The 15441-nt window shown below is 36.5% G+C and carries 15 protein-coding genes and 1 tRNA gene; all 16 read left to right on the top strand.

Annotated features, from left to right (window positions below):
• On the top strand, positions 1–767 hold a 767-nt coding region (locus tag K5Q14_RS05815; protein WP_246587578.1), incomplete at its 5' end, for a CAP domain-containing protein.
• A 65-nt stretch (positions 768–832) separates the two neighbouring features.
• Positions 833–2086: an aminoacyltransferase gene (locus K5Q14_RS05810; RefSeq protein ID WP_220734887.1), complete on the top strand. Its 1254-nt coding sequence runs from the start codon at positions 833–835 to the stop codon at positions 2084–2086.
• Between the two features lie 87 nt (positions 2087–2173).
• On the top strand, positions 2174–3355 hold the full coding sequence (locus K5Q14_RS05805) for an LCP family glycopolymer transferase (RefSeq protein WP_220734886.1): 1182 nt from the start codon (positions 2174–2176) through the stop codon (positions 3353–3355).
• A gap of 131 nt (positions 3356–3486) precedes the next feature.
• Positions 3487–4485: a phosphatase PAP2 family protein gene (locus K5Q14_RS05800; protein WP_220734885.1), complete on the top strand. Its 999-nt coding sequence runs from the start codon at positions 3487–3489 to the stop codon at positions 4483–4485.
• 205 nt (positions 4486–4690) lie between these two features.
• Positions 4691–5611 carry a Ppx/GppA phosphatase family protein gene (locus K5Q14_RS05795; RefSeq protein ID WP_220734884.1) on the top strand — a complete coding sequence of 307 codons (921 nt, stop codon included), beginning with the start codon at positions 4691–4693 and terminating at the stop codon, positions 5609–5611.
• Positions 5604–6818, top strand: a complete 1215-nt coding sequence (locus tag K5Q14_RS05790) for a hydroxymethylglutaryl-CoA reductase, degradative (protein ID WP_220734883.1) — start codon at positions 5604–5606, stop codon at positions 6816–6818. The genes K5Q14_RS05795 and K5Q14_RS05790 overlap by 8 nt, the downstream gene beginning before the upstream one ends.
• On the top strand, positions 6815–7756 hold the full coding sequence (locus K5Q14_RS05785) for a patatin-like phospholipase domain-containing protein (RefSeq protein WP_220734882.1): 942 nt from the start codon (positions 6815–6817) through the stop codon (positions 7754–7756). The genes K5Q14_RS05790 and K5Q14_RS05785 overlap by 4 nt, the downstream gene beginning before the upstream one ends.
• Positions 7757–7770: 14 nt before the next feature.
• Positions 7771–8475: an NAD-dependent protein deacylase gene (locus tag K5Q14_RS05780; protein ID WP_220734881.1), complete on the top strand. Its 705-nt coding sequence runs from the start codon at positions 7771–7773 to the stop codon at positions 8473–8475.
• A 303-nt stretch (positions 8476–8778) separates the two neighbouring features.
• Positions 8779–9522, top strand: coding sequence for a metal ABC transporter ATP-binding protein (locus tag K5Q14_RS05775; RefSeq protein ID WP_220734880.1), 744 nt, complete (start codon positions 8779–8781; stop codon positions 9520–9522).
• A complete protein-coding gene (locus K5Q14_RS05770) occupies positions 9515–10360 on the top strand; it encodes a metal ABC transporter permease (RefSeq protein ID WP_220734879.1) in 846 nt (281 codons plus the stop codon). Before K5Q14_RS05775 ends, K5Q14_RS05770 begins: the two co-directional genes overlap by 8 nt.
• A gap of 41 nt (positions 10361–10401) precedes the next feature.
• The gene (locus tag K5Q14_RS05765) at positions 10402–11340 is read left to right on the top strand and encodes a metal ABC transporter solute-binding protein, Zn/Mn family (RefSeq protein ID WP_220734893.1); all 939 of its coding nucleotides are present in this window, start codon (positions 10402–10404) and stop codon (positions 11338–11340) included.
• A 114-nt stretch (positions 11341–11454) separates the two neighbouring features.
• Complete coding sequence (locus K5Q14_RS05760) at positions 11455–12354, top strand: cation diffusion facilitator family transporter (RefSeq protein WP_220734878.1); 900 nt, start codon at positions 11455–11457, stop codon at positions 12352–12354.
• A gap of 364 nt (positions 12355–12718) precedes the next feature.
• Complete coding sequence (locus tag K5Q14_RS05755; RefSeq protein WP_220734877.1) at positions 12719–14107, top strand: Nramp family divalent metal transporter; 1389 nt, start codon at positions 12719–12721, stop codon at positions 14105–14107.
• A gap of 20 nt (positions 14108–14127) precedes the next feature.
• Positions 14128–14595, top strand: a complete 468-nt coding sequence (locus K5Q14_RS05750) for a universal stress protein (protein WP_220734876.1) — start codon at positions 14128–14130, stop codon at positions 14593–14595.
• A gap of 351 nt (positions 14596–14946) precedes the next feature.
• A complete protein-coding gene (locus K5Q14_RS05745; RefSeq protein WP_220734875.1) occupies positions 14947–15249 on the top strand; it encodes an ArsR/SmtB family transcription factor in 303 nt (100 codons plus the stop codon).
• A gap of 82 nt (positions 15250–15331) precedes the next feature.
• Positions 15332–15415: transfer RNA gene (locus K5Q14_RS05740), tRNA-Leu, on the top strand.
• Positions 15416–15441: the final 26 nt, after the last annotated feature.

The following is a 15441-nucleotide window of genomic DNA, read 5'->3' as shown; positions in this document are numbered from 1 at the left end:
CACCAGCACCTGCTGCATCAACACCAGCACCTGCTGCATCAACACCAGCACCTGCTGCATCAACACCAGCACCTGCTGCATCAACACCAGCACCTGCTGCATCAACACCAGCACCTGCTGCATCAACACCAGCACCTGCTGCATCAACACCAGCACCTGCTGCATCAACACCAGCACCTGCTACATCAACACCAGCACCTGCTACATCAACACCAGCACCTGCTACATCAACACCTGCTGCAACACAAAATGTACAATACATTGGCGCTGCAGATACTAACAAAGATGGTTATATGACCGCAGCAGAATATGTTGCTTATCAAGCTAATGGTGGTCAAAATCAAGCAACACCTGCACCAGCACCAGCTAATAAAGTAACACCAGCATCAACAAATAATGTTGCACCAGCGCCTGTAGCAGATTCAGTAGCACAGACATTGGTCAACTCTTTGAACGCAAAGCGTGCTACATTAGGATTGTCACCTGTATCATTGGACGCAAGCTTGTCAGCACGTGCTCAAGCACGTGCCCAAAACGGTGTTGCTAATGGTGGCTTACCAACAAATCATATGAATACTAATGGTGAAGTAGTTGCTATTGGTTGGAGTACTGGGTCTGTTATTGATGCATGGTACAATGAAACTAACATGATAACTAATGGTACACCTGGTCATCGTATGTGGGTTGCTAATGCTCGCGCAACTTCTGTAGGCTTTGGTATCGTTGGCAACACAATTGTTGCTGAATCAAATGTCGGACAATACTAATAATTTATAAAACGCCCGCAAGGCGTTTTTTATTTTGTATAATAGTAATAGAGGATAATAATGTTATGACGCTACATTTTACTGAATTATCACCAGATGAATATGCTGTTTTTGAAAATCAGCACCCTTTAGGCACGTATACACAATCAATTGAACAATATAAATTACTCATTAAACGTGGACATGAGCCACGTTTATTGGGTGTTAAAAATGATGACTTGGTAGTCGCTGCTTCTTTGGTGATGACTGAATCAACACGACTTGGGTCAGTTTTTTTATTTGATCGTGGGCCGTTATTAGATTTTAATGATACACAGTTATTGGCTTTTTTTGTTCGTGAAGTACGTCAATTTGCAAGAAAAATTGGGATACTCTATATACAATGGGAACCTAATATCACTTATGTAAAAACTGATAGTAAAGGTAATTTAATTGAAACACCAAATGATATGTTTTTAAATTTAATGTCACAACGTGGATTTGAGCATCAACCATTTACATTTGGTATGTCCACAAATGGGTCACCGACTTGGGAATATGTTAAAGACTTATCTCATTTGACTGACAGCACGTTGGTTAGCAAGTCTTATGGTAAAAATGTGCAATACTATCTTAAAAAAAATCAACAGTTTGGCGTTAAGTTAAGAGAATTATCGCGTGAAGATTTACCAGAATTTAAAACGTTAACGCAAAAAACAGCTGATAGATTACATTACCACGATAAAGACCTATCTTTTTATGAAATGGTTTATGATACTTACGCTAACGATGCAACATTTATTTTTGCAGAATTAAATTTTGAAACATACATTACTGAGGAAAATCAAAAAATTATTATCTCAAATCAAAAATTAGATAAATTACAGATAAAAATCAATAAATATCCAACGCAAGATAAATTTAAACGCCAATATAACGAATTTGATGATCAAAAACAGCATCACATTAAACGTGTTGAAAAAGCAACACAACAAATGCAAGCAGCAGGTCAATCTGTGGTAGTGGTAGCTGGTGCATTATTTATTCAACAACCTCAAGAGATGACATATTTGTATTCTGGCACTTACGAGGCATACAAAGATTATTATGGACCTTATCAAATTCAAGATACACTGATTCAAAAAGCAGTTGCCAATGGTATCAAAAATTACAATTTTTACGGTATATCTGGCAGATTTGATGGCTCAGATGGCGTGTTAGGTTTTAAAACTGCTTTTGAAGGCGAAGCAAGGCAACTAGTAGGTAGTTTTGTATTGCCTGTTCAACCAATCAAGTATAAAATGTATCGACTTTTGAAAAAAATAACGGGTAGACAATAATTTATTGAGATGTCATGGATTTTGGGTATATATAGAGAATCACTTAATTTTTAATGGTATAATATTGATTATTAACTGGGGGAAACTATGGATAACCAAAATCTGAGTCGCACTGCGCGACGTGAACAAAATGATAGTAATCAAACACCATCACAAGGGCCTAAAAAACCGAAGCCACCACACAAACGCAAGAAGATTTGGCGATGGCTATTGCTAATTATTCTTATAATGACTGTTGTTGGTGGCATTGTATTTGCCAAAGCATTGAATAATATCCACAAGTCAGTCGATAGCATGCAACGTAGCGCAGATATCACTAAAGCACGTGATGTTAAACAAGTCATTAAGGATGGTAAGCCGTTTTCGGTACTGGTTTTGGGAACGGATACTGGTGCATTGCAACGAGATCGTACTGGACTAACAGATTCCATGATGCTAGTCACTATTAACCCGAAAACCAAAACAACAACCATGATGTCAATACCGCGTGATATTATGATGGCTATTTCTGGTGCTGAAAACACTTTTCCTCAAAAATTAAACGCTGCTTTTCCAATTGCTGGTGTAGGCGCAGCAATGATGACTTTACAAAATTATCTTAATGTGCCAATTGATTTTTATGTGTTAGCTAATATGGGTGGATTAGAAAAAATGATAGATCAAGTGGGCGGCGTAAAGGTCGCATCACCTTTGACATTTACTTATACACCAGAAGCGGACACGACCCCGGAAACTTATAAATTTGTCAAAGGACAAGAAGCATTTCAGTATGCAAAGGATGGTAAGAATTTTAAATCCTTTACAACTATGAATGGTAATGCAGCATTGTCATTTTCACGCATGCGATATGATGATCCACAAGGTGATTATGGGCGACAGTTACGTCAACGATTAGTATTAAAAGCGATGTTAAAAAAGTCGGCTAGCCCTTCAACGTTGTTCAATTCGAAGTTTATGGCATCTATTTCAAAAAACGTTGAAACAGATATGAGTTATAATGAGATGCTCAACGCTGTAAAAAAATATATGTCTGCTACAAAAAATCAAAATTCTGATTATTTGCATGGCAATGGTGATATGTATGATGGTGTTAGTTATCAAATGGTACCTGAATCAGAAAAGCAACGTGTAACCAACAAGTTGCGACAATCATTAGCATTGCCTGAAAAAAAGACGGGCACACAATTTGGTAGTGCCGTGCCATCGTTATCGTATGGCGTAGCGGAAACAAATTTGAATACAATTAATGAAACATTAGATCCACAATAATAAGTTTTGGCAGATTAAAAAATCGATTACTTAGTAATCGATTTTTTTACGTTGTCTAGATAAAATATTGACACAACCTAAATATTTTATCGATAGAATGGTATTATTGGAAGGGAAATGGTGTAGTGAGTATGCAATTAACAAATAACGATGTTCGCCAAGCGCAAGACAAGATTGGAAACGAGACTCAGAATATTGATTTTAGGACAACTGATCAGGAAAAACAGGCTGTCCTAATTTTCCTAGGAATAGGGCTACTATCATTATTGATTGCGACATTTTTTGATAGGAATGTGACACAAGCGGTTATGAATCAAAATTCAATTTTTGGTAACATTTTTCAAAATTATGCTGATCAAGGTGCGCAAGTTGTTACGTTTGTCTCAGCAGAAGTCATTGCCTGGTATATTTGGCGTCGATTGAATGATCATTTGATTAAGTATATTATGACAGGTGGTATGCTATTACTGGCATTGAATCAACTATTGTCATTGCTACAAGATGCACTGAGTTATACATTTTCGATGTTGAACAATTTAAATAATGGTGTGCCAATGGGTCTAGCAAACAATACAGCGGCTGTTCAAAATTATCCAGAAGTATTGCGCTGGTCACTTGCAATTCTTTTATGGATAATGTTATCGTGGCTATTTGCTAATTGGTTAAACAAAAAATCAAACGTAGATATGAATTATCTTATCATTGTGGCTGTGGTCGGTATTGCAGTTGTCTTTATTGCTCAAACAACGATAGGTGATATGAAAAACTTGTGGGGCCGGTTTAGACCCTATGAAATGACAACAGTTTCAGGGCAAACAATGAGTGAATTTACACCCTGGTATCATATGAATGGTATAAATGGGCATAACTCATTTCCTTCAGGCCATACGATGTCAGGTTGGTTATTCTTATATTTGGATTTCTTTGTACCACGTGATAATATAGCTATGCAAAGAAAAATGGTTATTTTTGGCCTAGCCATGGGAATTTTGACAGCTATGAGTCGTGTGAGAATAGGGGCACATTGGTTGAGCGATGTAACAGTATCAAGTATTTTAATTGGTTTGTTAATATTTGCTGCTAGTCGCTTGATTGGTGCACATTTTGTAGAAAATCATGCCATTAAATGATAAATGTTAAAAAAACGAGCGCGCTCAGTTAAATGAGTGCGCTCGTTTGATATTTTATGTCAAAGAAATAGCCACCGCAACAGCAGTCATGAGGTAACTTATGATCAAAGATAGTGCCATTATCATATTGTAATATGTTTAAATACCCGTGTTGGTGCTTTTTTTGATATACTAGTAAGTAATAACTAACATCTAGGATGCCAATATGAGCTATTTAGCAATTGTCGATCTTGGTAGTAATTCAGCTCGTATGGTCGTTGAAGAACTACATGATGACGGCACATACACGGAATTAATCCGTGAAAAACAGGATACGCGTATTGCGCAAAATATGGGAGATGATCTCATTTTAAAGGAAGTACCTATTGCTCGCACAATTGCCGCATTGAAGTATTTTCAAACGAAATATGCCGGTTTTAAACCAGAAATTCGAGCAATTACAACGGCTGCGGTCAGAATGGCTGTTAATCAGGCCGAATTTTTGGCGCGGGTAAAATTTGAAACTGGCATTGAATTTCAAGTTTTATCTGGTGAGGAAGAGGCGCATTATGACTATCTTGGCGTAATGTCTACCTTAAACATTGATGATGCTGTGATATTAGATACTGGTGGTGCATCAGTAGAAATAATTGCTGTTGCAAATGGTAAAAGTATTGCTGATGTGAGCTTACCTTTTGGTGCAGTTTCCTTGTCGGAACGCTTTAATTTAGCAAATGATATAAATCAATCTGATATTAAGTTAGCTTGTGATAGTATTTTAGCACAGTATGAAACGTTACCTTGGTTATTTAAAAATCAGCACAAACCGGTGATTTTGTTAGGTGGTGCTAATCGGTCATTAGCACGCATGGGGCGTACAGCCTTGGGTATAATGTCGGTAGATCATTTTCATGGTTTTAGTATGACGATTGAGCGCGTGGCAGCTATTTTTGAGACGATTCGCTACATGACAAGATTGCAACGGGAACACATTGCTGGTTTAGAAGTAACAAGAGCTGACATTATCATTAGTGGTTTGTTACCATTATTAAATTTGATGTATACGATTAATGCACCAAGAGTAATTTTCTCAGAAAGTGGCGTACGGGAAGGCTTAATTGCCGAAACTATAAAAAACAATGGCTAAAAAATACTATGAGTTGACGCCAGATGAACGTTTGGCGTTTTTGAATTTAACTGATCAGGCAAAAACAGAATTACAAGCTAATCAAAGTGACAGTAATGCACAAATTGTTGAAAATTATATTAGTGATTTTCGTGTGCCTATGGGTTTGTTAAAAGATATTGTTATTGATGGACGTCATGTTAATGTGCCTATGGCAATCGAAGAACCAAGCGTCATTGCAGCGGCAAATAATGGCGCTAAAATGTTAAATAGTGGTGGCGGTATTGCAGTCAAAATGCCAGAACGCACGGTCATGATTGGTCAAATATTGTTTCATAATGTTGATTTTGACACGCTTAATCAATTTGTGAACATACATCAAGAAACATTGTTCAAAATAGCTAAACATGCGAAACCATCTATTTATAAACGTGGTGGCGGTTTAGTAGCAATTAATGTCCGCCCAGTAGCTAATGATGATATAAGCGTTGATTTCAAAATTGACACAAAAGATGCTATGGGTGCAAATATTGTGAATACAATATTAGAGGCAGAAGTAACCTTGTTCACCGAATTTGACACACATTTTCTGGGTGCGATTCTCACAAATTATGCAATGGGTCAATTAGTGACAGTCAGCGGAAATGCCACTTTTGAAACAGTAGGTGGTCGAGAAATAGCTGAAAAAATTGTTGCACTGAGTCGGTTTTCTAAAAAAGATGCCTATCGTGCGACAACTGAAAATAAAGGATTATTTAATGGCATCGGTGCCGTTGTGTTGGCTACTGGCAATGATTGGCGCGCTGTAGAAGCCAGTGGACATGCTTATGCCAGTCAAGAGGGCCATTATCGGTCATTGACACATTGGACGATTAGTGATGAACAATTACATGGTGAATTGACAATGCCAATATCGGTAGGGACAGTTGGTGGTGTGATATCAGCAATGAATCAGGCTAAAAATGCACTTGATATGATGCATGTGAAGTCTGCTGATGAACTACGTGGTATTATTTTAGCAGTTGGGTTAGCACAGAATCTTGCAGCTTTAAAAGCAATTGCAGCCGGCGGTATACAACGAGGCCATATGCGGATGCAACATCGGGCACTGGCTGTACAGGTAGGTGCATTGCCACAAGAAGTGCCAATACTTGTGGCAAAATTAAACACATTATCACAAGTCGATACAGAAAAGGCCACTGAAATATTAATGGAGATGAGAAAATGAGTCCTAAAATTGAAACATTATTAAATGCAGTGAACGACATATATCCAGGAAAAGTTATGACACGTGTATCTGGTGAACAAACCGGCGAGTTACATGTTGATCGTGTCAGTCAAGAAATATTAGGGGACAGATTATTAATAGAGTTAGCAGAAGGGACACAGTCTGATTTTTTGTTTGGTAATGAGTTGTTGAAAATGTTACTTACTTTAAATGGTGTGGTACCACAAATATTTTTTGCGTTAACTTTTGAAGACGACACACTTGATCAACAATTAATTCAAATTGCAACGCGTATGCATCGTACTGTGACGCATACAATTACATATCGTGAACTTAAAAAACAAGGCGTTTTAACCACTGACACGGCAGTAGCTTATTTAGCAGGCGTAGAGTCAGAATTGACACTTGAAAATGGCGAGTTAGATGATGAAAGCCTTTGGCGTTTATTGACATTGTTGGATGCGCTAGTATTTGCTGATGCGAGTGGGGCAGATTTTTCTGAGTTAGCAGAAAAGTATCCTTTGGCCTACACAGCAGCAACGAAACTTGTGTCGCCAATTCTAACGGCTGATCTCAAGCAATCTCGTCATATTCGTCGGCAAACGACACAGTTGTTTGCGAATGTTGACAACACGTTAACGGAATGGGGAAAACCAACAGTTAATGCAAAAGAATATGTCACCTTGACAAGTGTACTGTCACAGCGCCAATTAGAGTTGCCAGTTAGTCAAGTATTTACAATTTTTCATTCCGAAATGACTGATTTTCAAACTAAAAAAACAGCTTATGTTGGTTTGAGTCAAGTAGATTCACAAAATAGCTTTGTGATTACAAAACCAGATAATCAGGATTCAGCAGATTTTTTTAAGGCACTCTATAAAATGAAGGTTGGTGAGTTGTTTAAACAACTAGCCTTACCATATATTAATAGAAAATAGATTAGAAGGAAAATATGTTAGTTACACCAAAAATTCAAGAACGCTTTGATTCAGCAAAACAGATTGTTTTTATGACGGGGGCAGGTATATCTACTGCCTCAGGTATTCCGGATTATCGTTCTAAGAACGGTATTTACAATGGTGTCAATTTGCGACCAGAATATTTATTATCTGCAACGGCTTTTCATAATGAACCAGAAAAACAATACCAATTTATGATTGATAATATGTATTTTCCGACGGCAAAACCTAATGTCATTCATGATAAAATGGCGGCATTGACACAACAAAACAAAGCTAAGATCATCACACAAAATGTGGATGATTTACATGTTAAAGCACATAGTAAATCAGACAATTTAATACGTTTTCATGGCTCTTTGTATGATATTTATGAACCGAGTGATGGTAAAAAAACGGCTATCACGACTTATCTAAAGTCCATGACACGCATAGACGGTGCTGTTTTACGGCCTAACATAACTTTTTATGAAGAAATGCCATTTGATGTTGATAAATCAGTGTTGTGGGTTCAATCAGCAGACTTAATTGTTGTTGTTGGCACAAGTTTTCGGGTTTATCCGTTTGCAGGCCTGTTAGACTATGCTAATACAAAAGCAACAATCATGTCGATTAATCTTGAACATATAGAGACATCGTTTAATGTTGATCAAATCATCGGGGATGCAACAGAATTTTTTAATGAATTGAATATTTAACCAGCATATGCTGGTTTTTATTTTGAAATTAGAATTATTCTAATTTTATTAAATACCATAGCCATTAATAAATGGCTATGGTAACATTATATTAGATTGAGAATTATCATCTAGTTGTGTCAGCCAAGAAGCAACCAGATGATAGTTCATCAATTAAAAAATAGAAAAATGTTACGACGCACTTATTTCGATTGTAGATTTTAAACGCGCCATTTTTGCGTAACAGAAAGTTTTGGCTGAAGCATTCTAAATTTAAAAGGTTACACTTGAGTTAATGCTACTAGCATTAGGAGAGTATGAGCAATGATAAACGTGCGAAATATGACGGTAGCCTACAGTGGCGCACCGATATTTACGGACCTATCAATTACATTTGAGCCGGGGAAAATTACTGGCATTATTGGACCAAACGGTGCCGGTAAATCGACAATGATTAAAGGTATACTAGGGCTGATTCATAAGCAAAGCGGGCAAGTGACTTTGCATGATAAACCAGTAAGTAAGCAATTAAAAAACATTGCTTACGTTGAGCAACGAGCAGCACTTGATTTGACGTTTCCAATTAATGTGTTTGATACTGTCTTAACTGGAACTTATCCAAACTTGGGGTTGTTTAATGTGCCAGGAGCCAAAGAAAAAGCGGCATCTCAACAAGCACTTGCGGATGTTAATTTATCAGAATTTTCACAACGACAAATTGGTGAATTATCTGGTGGTCAATTGCAACGTGTTTTCGTGGCACGCGCCATTGTACAACAAGCAGATGTGATTATCCTAGATGAGCCATTTGTTGGCATTGATATGAAATCAGAAGCTGAAATCATGTCAATTTTAAAACGATGGCAAGAAGAAGGTAAGACAATTATTGTTGTTCATCATGACCTCAATAAAGTCACTAAATATTTTGATAATTTAGTGATTATTAACCGTGGAATTGTTGCTTCAGGGACGACTTCAGAAGTCTTTACCAAAGAAAATATTACAACGGCCTTTAGTGGCGATTTGTCAAAGATATTATTCTCAGATAAGGAGCCCGAACATGCGTAGTATAGGATTATTTATTGATGGTTTGATGCAATATAACTTTTTACAAACAGCCTTAATTACCTCAATTTTAGTGGGAATTATGTCAGGTATTATTGGGTCATTCATTATTTTAAGAGGTATGTCGCTAATGGGGGATGCCATCTCTCATGCTGTTCTGCCTGGTGTTGCTGTGGCGTATATGTTAGGGATTAATATTTTATTTGGTGCCTCAGTATTTGGTATCTTAGCGGCATTATTAATTGGTTTAGTCGCATCAAAATCGAAGTTGAAGAATGATACGGCTATTGGTATTGTGTTTTCTGCCTTTTTTGCTTTAGGATTTATTTTAATTTCATTAGCAGAATCAGCAACAAATCTACACCATATTTTGTTTGGTAACGTATTAGCAGTATCTGATAACGACCTAGTCACAACAGCCATTGTTTTAGCAATCGTTTTGATTTTTGTGGTGGTATTTTACAAAGAGTTATTGATTACGTCATTTGATAATACTTTTGCGCAAGCATATGGATTAAAAACACAACTTATGCATTATGCCTTGATGTTGGTGCTAACGTTGGTAACTGTGACTGCACTGCAAACTGTTGGTATCATTTTGATTGTGGCGATGCTTATTACACCTGCTGCAACAGCTTATTTACTCACAAATCGTCTGTCACACATGATGATTGTTGCTGCAGTATTTTCAGTCATTTCATCTGTCATTGGTCTATACATGAGTTACACATTTAATTGGGCATCAGGTCCAGCAATTGTTTTGACAGCAGCAGTATTTTTTAGTTTGGCATTCTTGTTTTCACCAAAACAAGGTATTATTTTTAAGAAAAAGATAAATTAATTCGAGTTTCAAAGTTAAAATAAGGCGGAGAAAAAATTATGATTAAGCGTTTAAGTATTATTATTGCTACAGTAGTTGTTGTTTTGGGTGGTGTACTATGGTTTGTGAATGGCACTCATGGTGGACAAACTAAAAAACATACTAAGCTACATGTAGTTGCAACCAATTCAATTATTGGTAATATGGTTGAGGAAGTTGCAGGAGATAAGGTAGAGTTATACACAATAGTTCCTCGTGGTACAGATCCACATGAATATGAACCTCGTCCGCAAGATGTATCAACGACCCAAGAAGCAGATGTCTTATTCCACAATGGCCTTAACTTGGAGACAGGTGGTTCAGGTTGGTTTAAGAAAATGTACCAAAATGCGGGTAAGAAAAACAATAAAGAAGTTTACTCTGTTTCAACAGGTGTTGTTGCTAAGCATTTGACAGATGCTGGAAAAGAAGATGAGTTAGATCCACATGCTTGGTTAGATATCCAAAATGGTATTAAGTATGTTAAAAACATCGAAAAGGTATTGATTGATAAGGATCCTGACAACGGCGACGCGTATAAGAAAAATGCACAGGCTTATATTGCAAAACTGACTGATTTAGATAAAAGTGCTAAAACAAAGTTTAATGATATACCAGAAAATAAAAAAGTATTAGTGACTTCAGAAGGTGCATTTAAATACTTCTCAGCAGCATATGGTGTTAAACCAGCATTTATCTGGGAAATCAACACGGAATCACAAGGTACACCAGAACAAATGAAACAAGTATTGGCTAAAATTCGTGCGAGCGAAGTGAAGTCACTCTTCTTAGAAAGTTCAGTATCACCTAAGGCAATGGAAAAGGTTTCAAAGGAAACAGGGTTGTCGATATATTCTAAAATTTATACTGATTCACTTGCTAAAAAGGGAACCGATGGGGACACTTACTACAGCATGATGAAATGGAATTTGGATAAAATCGCTCAAGGTATGGCGAAATAAATGCAAAAAGTCATCAATTGATTAATTGATGACTTTTTATTATGTTTATATATGAAACAAAATTCATTTAAAAGTGGTATATTTATTATATAAAAAAGATTGTGAGAAAAAAACATGACACCGATGAAACAAAAACCTTATATTATTGGGATTATATTGAACTTAATATTCGTTCTAACAGAAATCGTCTTTTCTCAATTAGCACATTCAACTGCCTTGTTTGCTGATGCCTTTCATAATTTGAGTGATGTATTAGCACTTGTTATTGCTTGGTTAGCTGTTGTTGTATTTGGATTAAAGGCGACAAAACGACATACATATGGCTGGCATAATTTATCAATATTGGCCAGTATCTTTAATACGATACTGTTGATATTTGCGGTAGTTATTATTTTCTATGAAGGCATTTCAGACATTATTAATCCACCATCAGTATCAACAAGTGGTGCCACAGTTATGATTGTTGCTGCAGTGGGTATTGGGATTAACTTCTTCACTGCAATGCTATTTAAAGCCAGTGGTGCCCCAGACGAACATGGGCATCATCATGAACAGGATTTAAATTCAAAAACAGCCTATATTCATTTATTAGCTGATGCTGGTGTTTCTGTTGGTGTGATTGTTGGTGGTCTGTTGATCCAGTTAACAGGTTGGAATATTATTGATGCAATTATATCGATGATTATAGGCGTGATTATTATCGTTACGTCATGGCCAGTAATGGCTTCCACCTTTAATTTGGCAATTAACGGTGTGCCGGATAGTGTTGATGAAGAGGCAATTTTTAATTATTTAACGACGCATCAAAGTGTGTCCAATTTACACGATTTACACATTTGGCCACTATCTACGACAGAAACGGCATTGACAGTGCATTTATCCACTGCAAAGAATGCTGATTCTCAGGATTTGTTAGAAGATATTGCCACGACGTTGCGTCAAGATTATCATGTTGATCACGTCACAATTCAAATTGAAAAAGCAAAAGTTGCCGAGCCATGTAATTTAATTTGATAAGTAACACAAATGTAACATTCTCATGAAAGGGTTTACAAAAACTGGTAATATTGATTTTTTTCACATTTAAAGTGAGTTAATACTGCAAATAGAATTTAAAACAAAATTCTCTGGATATTTTGTGTTGACGAATAAATAAAAAAGTGTAATATGTATTATGTATTAGGGTAGAAATAGCCGAGTTAGATACCTTTCATAAGCTTTCAACAACCCAGTTGAATGAAATCCTTTATGAAAATTATTTAGCACTATAGTACGTGTTTAGCTCACCGTTAAGTAGCTTAAAAGTGATAGGTAAATGCGTATTTTAGTGAAAATTCGTTTGTTTTTGTCTTGAGGAGAAATCTAAAGGAGAATTAGGATGGATAATTCTAAAAAAAATGATCATCACATCGTTCAAGATGCGACTGATAGTTTAAGTTTGAGTGATGTCAACAGCTCAATTGAAGCACCAAAGAATGGGTCGTTCTGGCGCAAGTTATGGGCTTTTTCAGGTCCAGGAGCATTAGTTGCTGTTGGATATATGGATCCAGGTAACTGGGTAACCTCTGTTGCTGGTGGTGCGCAATATCGTTATACGCTCTTATCAATTGTGTTGATTTCTAGTTTAATTGCAATGGTATTACAGTACATGGCTGGTAAGTTAGGTATTGTTAAACAGGAAGACTTGGCACAAGCAACACGTGATCGTACGAATAAAGTAGGCGGAATAATATTGTGGCTGATGACAGAAGCTGCTTTGATAGCTACTGATATTGCTGAAGTTATTGGTGGTGCTATTGCTTTACATTTGTTGTTTGGTTGGTCAATGATTGCTTCAGTTTTGACAACGGCATTTGATGTGTTACTGTTGTTGTTGCTAATGAAATTTGGTTTTCGTAAAATTGAAGCTATAGTTATGACATTGATTATTACTATTCTAGTTATTTTTGCTTATTTAGTTATTTTGTCAAAACCTGAATTAGTATCAATGTTTGGTGGCTACTTACCTCAATTGCAAACTTTAAGTGGCAATGTTCCAGTTGGTGGCGGATCTTCGCAACTGACATTAACATTGGGTATTATTGGAGCAACAGTAATGCCACATAATCTGTATCTACATTCTTCAATTTCACAAACTCGTAAAGTTGATCGTACAGATAAGTCGGCGATAAAAGAAGCTGTACGTTTTATGACATGGGATTCAAATATTCAATTATCATTAGCTTTTGTCATTAATTCATTGCTGTTAATTCTTGGTGCAGCATTGTTCTTTGGACATGCTAATGAAGTTGGCACATTTGGAACAATGTATGATGCTTTGGGGAATAAGACAATTGCCGGTGCAGTAGCGTCACCAGTATTATCAACATTGTTTGCGGTTGCACTGCTGGCTTCTGGTCAAAATTCAACAATCACTGGTACGTTGACAGGTGAAATTGTTATGGAAGGATTTTTGCACTTGCGTATTCCAATGTGGCTACGTCGAGTCGTAACACGTGGTTTAGCATTAATTCCAGTTGTAGCATTTACATTGATTTATGGTGGAGCAGAAGATAAACTAGACGTGTTGATGGTGCAATCGCAAGTGTTCTTGGCAATTGCTTTACCATTTACTATGGCACCATTGATTTATTTCACATCTTCTAAGAAGATTATGGGGGAAGAATTTGTTAACCCTAAATGGTTAATAGTTGTCGGATGGATTGCATTTGCAGTTTTGACAATTTTGAATATTATGAGTATTTATCAACAGTTAACAGGATCTTAATTTAGATAAGGAGATTAATCATGAGTGAATTAAATTTAAACATTGAACCAATGCAATTTAAGAATATTGTTGTTGGTGTGGATGAATCAAAACAAGGATATTTTGCTTTAGCAAATGCGATACATCAAGCGCATGAAGATGATGCAAAGTTAATCATTGCTTCTGTTTTGGAAATGGGCGATTTATCTACAATTGATGCCTTACATTTAGATGTCATTAAAGAAAAACGTGCTGAAGTTGAAAGCAATTTAGCTAAGTATAAGGCTTATGCTGAGTCAAAAGGTATCACAAATGTCACCACAATTTTTGCTGATGGTGCCAAGGCAGGGGAAGCATTATTACAAGATGTTGTTCCAAGGGTTGATGCTGATTTGATTATTGTTGGTGCCCATTCTCGTGATGGTTTCTGGGACTCATTAGGATCACAAGCAGCATACATTGCACGTCATGCCAAAATTTCATCGATGGTTGCTCGTAGCGCTAAATAATATATTGTTAAGTTATTAAAAGTCGTCTGAAGACGACTTTTTTTATATGAAAACACGAAACCCTGATGGTCGTATAAAACCATCAGGGCATTTTTAGTGAGAGTTTGGGAGGGAGTTTTGAAGATTGGAAAAGAAATATACCCATCAGGTTTCGTGTGCAGAATTATTGATTCTACAAATAAAAATCATACATTATTACCTGCCTTTCTAAAACATGTCGTTGTTTGAGATGACTTGTTTTATTGTTGATACCAATATAATCTTCAAAGATTAAATTAGTATAAAACTTAGCATATAGTGATTTGCATGGAGATACGATAAATTAATTGTTCTAACTGTTATAATAGAATTATGAAAAAAGAAGTTATCATTGAATTAGAACAAATTTTTAAAGTCTTAGGCAATAAACAACGGTTAATAATTCTTGAATTATTACGAGATCGTCCGTATACAGTGTCTGAAATTATTGCACGTTTAGGCATGGAACAGTCTGCTGTTTCGCATCAATTAAAGGTGTTACGTGAGGCAAAACTTGTTCAAACGACAAGAAAGGGACGTGAAGTTCTATATTGTTTGAGTGATTCTCATATCTTAATATTATTAGACAACGCATTAAAACATGTGGCCCACGCCTTTCAACATGAAGCTAATTAGAATAATAAAAAGGTTGACGCTGTTGCATATTTTTGGTATTCTTATGTAGTTGTTTAAATTAATAAACAGCATTCGGATATTTGCCGTTGTGGCGGAATTGGCAGACGCGCTGGACTCAAAATCCAGTGGTGGCAACACCGTGTGGGTTCGACTCCCACCGACGGCATTAATTAAAAGCACTATGAACTCAGT

Origin of the sequence: Leuconostoc inhae (assembly GCF_019656015.1) — a bacterium.
Lineage (GTDB): Bacteria > Bacillota > Bacilli > Lactobacillales > Lactobacillaceae > Leuconostoc > Leuconostoc inhae_A.
Note: the sequence above shows the minus strand (reverse complement) of the source record. Positions and strands in the feature narration are given on the sequence as shown.